Source organism: Methylobacterium sp. (genome assembly GCF_019750675.1).
Lineage (GTDB): Bacteria > Pseudomonadota > Alphaproteobacteria > Rhizobiales > Beijerinckiaceae > Methylobacterium.
In genome coordinates this window covers 1-5512 of sequence record NZ_JAIEOF010000143.1, presented here as the reverse complement: position 1 = coordinate 5512, position 5512 = coordinate 1, and the positions used below count along the sequence as shown (strand labels likewise).

At 66.0% G+C, this 5512-nt stretch carries 4 protein-coding genes; 3 read left to right on the top strand and 1 reads right to left on the bottom strand.

Going from position 1 to position 5512, the window contains the following annotated elements; all coding sequences use genetic code 11:
* Positions 1 to 124 precede the first annotated feature (124 nt).
* The gene (locus tag K2X24_RS07610; RefSeq protein ID WP_292496370.1) at positions 125 to 277 is read right to left on the bottom strand and encodes a hypothetical protein; all 153 of its coding nucleotides are present in this window, start codon (positions 275 to 277) and stop codon (positions 125 to 127) included.
* A gap of 167 nt (positions 278 to 444) precedes the next feature.
* On the opposite strand from K2X24_RS07610, the gene K2X24_RS07605 reads away from it, so the two are divergent.
* From K2X24_RS07605 to K2X24_RS07595, 3 genes are all read left to right on the top strand, one after another.
* Positions 445 to 1938: an HlyD family efflux transporter periplasmic adaptor subunit gene (locus K2X24_RS07605; protein ID WP_292496367.1), complete on the top strand. Its 1494-nt coding sequence runs from the start codon at positions 445 to 447 to the stop codon at positions 1936 to 1938.
* 179 nt (positions 1939 to 2117) lie between these two features.
* Positions 2118 to 3209, top strand: coding sequence for a hypothetical protein (locus K2X24_RS07600; RefSeq protein ID WP_292496364.1), 1092 nt, complete (start codon positions 2118 to 2120; stop codon positions 3207 to 3209).
* A gap of 8 nt (positions 3210 to 3217) precedes the next feature.
* A complete protein-coding gene (locus K2X24_RS07595; RefSeq protein WP_292496363.1) occupies positions 3218 to 5191 on the top strand; it encodes a cellulose synthase catalytic subunit in 1974 nt (657 codons plus the stop codon).
* Positions 5192 to 5512 lie beyond the last annotated feature (321 nt).

Genomic DNA, 5512 nt, shown 5'->3' with positions numbered 1-5512 from the left:
CCGAACAAGATCGCGAAATATGCATCCTAGATTGGCAACCTCCTCTGCGCGCCTTTCGACTGAACAATCAGAAACCTGCGAAAATCACGGAATATTGATATATTTTGACAAAAATCGCGATTCATCACGCATCTGTCGCAGGTTGCAAGCTAATCAATACAGAATTACAAGCACTCTTGCCTTGAGCGATCTGACGCCAAGCAAAGTTTAAACGCATTCCAGCTTCCAATTCGATAGGTTTATGCGGCATCGCAGCGATGCCAAGCCGATCGGCCATGCGCGAAGCTCCGCCTCACGTTTATCGACGGATCGCCGCTCCCGGCGTCCGTCCACGATATGCCATGTCCTTAGGAGAGTCCTATGCAGCGATCCTCGCCGGCCTCCGCGTCATCGTCGGGCCAGAAACCGAGCCACACTCGAATCGTTCGGATCTCCGCCTACTCGGTGGCGAGCGTCCTGGCTCTCCTGATGACGACCGCGACACTGCCGCCACTCTTGGCCGATCAATCGGATCGTGCGGTGATCAATGCACCGATCAGCCTGCTGACAGCCCCCATCGCGGGGGAGATGACCAACGTCTTCACCGCGATCGGGCAGCACCTCGGCGCCGGCGCCCCGGTGGCGCACATTCAGAACGCGCGCATCGATCGTACCACCCTGATCATCCTCGACGGCAAGGTCGACGAGTTGCGTGGCTCGTTGCTGGCCGCGCGGCAGAAGAAGGAATCTGATCTCGCCTACGTGACGGCGCTCGATACAGAGATCCGCCGGCAGGTCGAGCAAACCGTCGCCAAGCTCGACGGAGAGGTCGCCGAGGCTCGGGCCCGGGTCGGTTCGGCGGATGCCGAAGGTCAATCTACCAAGGCGGTGGTCGACCGACAGCAGGCGATGGTCGACCGCAACACCGCCAGCCTCGATCTGCTGCGACCGACCCAGCACAAGCTGGAAGCGGCCCGCTTCGACAAGGACGCCGAGACGGCCAAGCTGAACCAGAAACTGTCCGAACTCGGAGCGGTCAAGAAGAGCGTTTTCGTCGGCAACCAATCCAACAGCCTGGCGGTCCTCACGCAGAAGCGACGCGACCTCGCGTTCGACGCGCAGCGTCTCGCCATCGAGGAAGTGCAACTCACCGCCAGCCTGAAGGCGCAGGAAACCCTGCTCGTCGCGGAGCGCAAGCGCCTCGACAGCCTCGCCGATGCCGAGATGCGGGCGACGAACGGGGGCGTCGTCCTGGGGCTCGGCGTCGCTAAGGGACGCCACGTCAATCCCGGTGACTCGGTGGCGACGCTGGTGGATTGCGAGCAGGCCTTCGCGGTCGGGATCTTCTCCTATCGGCAGGCGCAGGAGCTCGAGGTCGGAACCCCGGTGCGAATTTCCGCCACGGGTGGCACCATCCCCCAGCGTGGCTGGGTCAGTGAAATCCTGCCCAAGACCAGCGACAAGACCGATCAACAATATGCGGTGCCATTCCCGCAGACTGAGCGGCGCGAGATGTATGTGCTCGTCAGCCTCGACCGGGATTCGGTGCCGGACGATGCCGAGACCGCCCCTCCCGCTCAGACCTCGCGCCGCACCACGCCCTGCTCCGTGGGTCAGTGGGTCACGATCACGCGGGAGAATGGTTGGGTTCCCTCGGCGTCCGTGGCCTGGAAGGCGATGGCGGCAGGCTTCAGTGGTCCCGAGGCCAAGGCGGCCTGGGGGGTTCTGGCTTCGAGCGCCACCACTACCGCCGCGAAGGCCTCCGACCTCGTCAACCGTGGCATGCAATCGCCTGGAGTGAAACAGGCTTGGTCCTCGGTCGCGAACGGTGTCGCGCAGGCAGCGGACGCGGTCTCGACAGGGGTCCGCGACCTCGTCTCCCGCGTCGCGGGCCATGACGAGAGCGACCGGGCGAGCCGAGCCGACCGGCGTCAACGCGCTGCCGAGAACAGCCATTGATCCGGGGCATCTCGCGGACCGTTCGCCTATCCTGCGCCGTGGCCGTGGCAACCCTGATGATTTCGCCCCTGCAGGCGAAACCAGTCCCTGAGGACGCGACAGGGGGTTCGTCCCTCGCACGAACCCTGTGCCGGTCCCTCTCCGAGGCAGTGGATGCGTCGGGGACGGGGCCGGTCTTCGTGGCCAGCTATCGTCCGGGGCCCGGCGAGGCCGAGGTGCCGGCCTCGTTGCGAAGCTCGGCCTTCACCTACGACAACGCCTTGGCGGCGATCGCGCTCATCGCCTGCGGAGAGGTGGACCGGGCCCGGCGCATCGGTGACGCGCTCCTCGCAGCCTTGTCACGGGATCGAACCTTCTCGGACGGCCGCGTCCGCAATGCCTATCGCGCCGGGTCCGTCGGCCAAGGGCTACTTCCCCTGCCGGGCTGGTGGGACGCCCAGCAGGCGCTCTGGGCCGAAGACGCCTACCAGGATGGCACCGCGACGGGGAACGTCGCCTGGGCGGCGCTGACCCTCCTCACCCTCGACGCCGTGGCGCCTTCGGGCGGCTACCGCACCGGCGCTCGCCGCATGCTCGCCTGGATCACGAATCAGACCATCGATCCGCGCGAACCAAAGGGCTATTCCGGCGGCGTCGACGGCTTCGATCCGAACCAGACGCGGCTGACGTGGAAATCGACCGAACACAATCTCGACGTCCATGCGGTGGCGGCTTGGCTTCATCGCCTCGACGGGCGCGCGGAAGACGCGGCGACCGCCACCACGGCACGCAGTTTCCTCGACGCCGTCTACGCGCCGGAACCCGGCGTGTTTCGCCTTGGCACGACCCCGCAGGGAACCGTCCAGCCTACGACCCACATCGCCCTCGACACGCAGCTTTGGCCGCTGATCGGAGTGATCGATGCACCCGAATCCTGGCGGCGGGCCCTCGACTTCGCCGAACGCAACCTCGCGACCCGCGGCGGCTTCGACTTTAACGAGGACCGTGACGGGCTCTGGGTCGAGGGCACCGCGCAGGCCGCCCTCACGGTCCGCGCCCTTGGTCGCCCCGCTGAGGCGAAGCGCCTGCTCGCGACCCTCGCCGGGCAGGTATCCCCCACCGGCTTCCTGTTCGCTACCGATGTCGCGCGCCTCACCACCGGCATCGCCGTCGGCCCGGCGAGCGCCGGGCCGGACTTCTATTATTTCCGCCGGCCGCACCTCGGCGCCACGGCCTGGGGCGTCCTCGCGACCCTGGGCTGGAATCCGTTCACTGGCCGGGGCGTGGAGTAACCGCGATCATGTTCGAAGCCCCCCAGGACGTTCTTGCCGTCCTTACCATCGATCTCGGCATCCTCATCGGGCTGCTGGTGATGTCCGGCCTCCTCGACCGCACGAGCGCCGCCGCCCGCATCCTGTTCGGGCTGACCACGGCCGTGTTTATCCTCTGCTACGCCGCCTGGCGCTGGCACGACACCCTGCCGCGCCTGGAGCCAAGCCTCGATAAGCTTTGGCCTTATCTGTTCTTCGCCTTCGAGATGGTGGCGATCGTCTACACGCTGATGTCCATCGTCATCCTGTTTCGTTTCAAGGACCGCTCGGCCGAGGCCGATCGCGAGGAGGCGCGGCTGACGGAAAGCGGGGCATGGCCCGCCGTCGACATCTTCATCTGCACCTACAACGAGCCTCTGGACGTGGTGGAGAAGTCGATTATCCCGGCGCTGGCGGTGGATTATCCGAACGCGACGGTCTGGGTCTGCGACGACACCCGCCGGGACTGGCTGCGCGCCTATTGCGAGGAGGTCGGGGCGAACTACCTCACGCGGCCCGACAATGCGGGCGCGAAGGCGGGCAATCTCAACAACGCGCTTCGGCACACGGCGGGCCGCACGAACGCGCCGATCATCCTCGTGCTCGACGCAGATTTCGCGGTTGCACCCAATATCCTGCGCCGTGCCGTCGGGCTCTTCCACGATGCCCGGGCGGCGGTGGTCCAGACGCCGCAATTCTTCTTCAATGCCGATCCGATCCAGCACAACCTGATGGCCTCGGAGGCCTGGGTCGACGACCAGCGCATCTTCTTCGATGTGTTTCAGCCGGCCAAGGACGCCTGGGGCTGCGCCTTCTGCGTCGGCACCTCGTTCCTGGTCCGGCGGGACCGCGTCGTCGAGATGGGGGGCTTCCCGCACGATGCCATTTGCGAGGACATCAACCTGACCTACTCGCTGATGCGCCACGGCTACCGAACGCATTGGCTGAACGAACGCCTCAGCGCCGGGCTCTCGGCGGAAGGGCTGCCGGAATACATCACCCAGCGCACGCGCTGGTGCCTCGGCACCATGCAGGTCGCCCTCCTCAAGGCGGGTCCGTTCCGGGGCGCCGACTACACCCCGATGCAGCGGCTGCACTACTTACACGGTGTCCTGAACTGGCTGTGCAAGCCGTTCATCGTGCTGATGCTCGTGGCACCGTCGATCTACTGGTTCTTCGACATGCCGGCCTTCTTTGCCGATTACCTCTCGTTCCTCCGCTACGGCCTGCCCGCGCTCTTCGCGCTCTGGATCTACAGCGGCTGGGTCTCGGGACGCCGCACCCTGCCGTTGTTCATGGAGGTGACGCACATCATGACGGCGCTGGCCATCAGCCTCACCCTGGTCTCCGCGGCGATCCGGCCGTTCGGGCGGCCGTTCAAGGTGACCGACAAGGGCGGAGACCGCTCGATCTCGATGGTGCGCTGGCGCATGGCCACTGTCTTCGGCGCGATCTGCGTACTCTCCGCCGGTGCGATCCTCTGGTCGTTCGTCTCACCGTCCGGTGCCACAGAGATCTCGCCGATCGACTATTTCAACCTGATCTGGGCCGGCGTCGCGATGCTGTTCAGCTTCGTTGCCTTCCTCGTCTGCTTCGAGCGCCCGAGGGGCGCGGAGGAATTCCGCATCGAGGAGCCGGTGCGGGTGCGGTCGGGCGGAATCGCCTACGACGGGGTGCTCGCAAGCCTCGGCATGGACACCGCACGCCTGCGCCTCACCGCCCCCGCCCATGCCCTCGTGCCCGGCGATGCCCTCGATATTCTGATCGAGCCGACGGGCTGGGTTCCGGCACACCTGACCGCGCAGTCAGACGGGACATTCGCCGCGGTGCTGGCGCCGGATCGCCGACAGCGCCACACACTGATCCTGCGGCTCTTCACGCAGGCGGTCGATCCCATCGCCCGTACCGCCAGCCTACCCATGGCCCTGCGCGGCCTCATCACGCGCTGCTTCCGAGCCGCATGATGCCATTTCCGTGCTCCCAAGCGTTCGATGCCGCGCCGTGATGATTCGGTCGACCCTTCACTAGCCGGGATGCAAAAGCGGCTGGCTGCCTGCCGCGTCATGCTCATTTCACGCTTTGCAAGTCGGCTGCGCGATTCGTCGAGCCAGGCGCGAGAAAGGGGGTCTTCTGAGCCCTCCGCATTCCGCGAGTTGCTGGACGTGCCGGGGTGTCAGGCTCGCGCTCTTCGTCCGAGGGCCAGTAACGGCGCAGGCGCGGCGCACACCGAGCGCCGCGCCTCCACCTGCTGACGCTCGAGCGACACCTGCACCACTCATTGGCGC